General features: G+C 70.0%; 2 protein-coding genes. Both read left to right on the forward strand.

Features of this window, described 5'->3' with window-relative positions:
- Nucleotides 1-395 (forward strand): hypothetical protein (locus GWK61_RS55095; RefSeq protein ID WP_194922367.1); only part of this gene is annotated, 395 nt, incomplete at its 5' end.
- Nucleotides 392-547 carry a DUF6760 family protein gene (locus GWK61_RS55100; RefSeq protein ID WP_194922368.1) on the forward strand — a complete coding sequence of 52 codons (156 nt, stop codon included), beginning with the start codon at nucleotides 392-394 and terminating at the stop codon, nucleotides 545-547. The genes GWK61_RS55095 and GWK61_RS55100, both read left to right, overlap by 4 nt.
- Nucleotides 548-563: the final 16 nt, after the last annotated feature.

Consider the following 563-nt stretch of genomic DNA (forward strand, 5'->3'; position numbering starts at 1 on the left):
CCTCTCCCTCTGCCCGCGTCGACACCCTCCGCACGGAGTTCGACTTCGAACTCCCGCGCGGCTACGTCGACGACGCCGGCACGGTCCACCGCCGCGGCACCATGCGCCTGTCCACGGCCCGCGACGAACTCGTGCCGCTGCGGGACGTGCGCGTCCGCGAGAACCCGGCGTACCTGTCGGTGGTCCTGCTCGGCCGCGTGATCACCCGCCTGGGCACCCTGCCGATGGTCCACGACGGCATCGTCGAGAACATGTTCGCCTCCGACCTGGCCTTCCTGCAGGACTTCTACGAGCAGATCAACGCCGAGGGCCACACCCTGGCCTCGGTGACGTGCCCGAACTGCGCGGAGGACTTCGAGATCGACCTCGGCGGGAGCCGCCTGGGGGAATCGTGACGTACGCGGCCGACCAGCTCCGCGACGAGGTCGCGTACGTCGCCTACCACTTCCACTGGGGCCTGGACCAGATCCTCGACCTGGAGCACGGCGACCGGCGCGACTTCGTGACCGGCATCGCCGGCCTCAACGCGCGCGCTTCGGAGGGGTGAGGGGATGGGGATCTTC

Source organism: Catenulispora rubra (assembly GCF_015356825.1).
Lineage (GTDB): Bacteria > Actinomycetota > Actinomycetes > Streptomycetales > Catenulisporaceae > Catenulispora > Catenulispora rubra.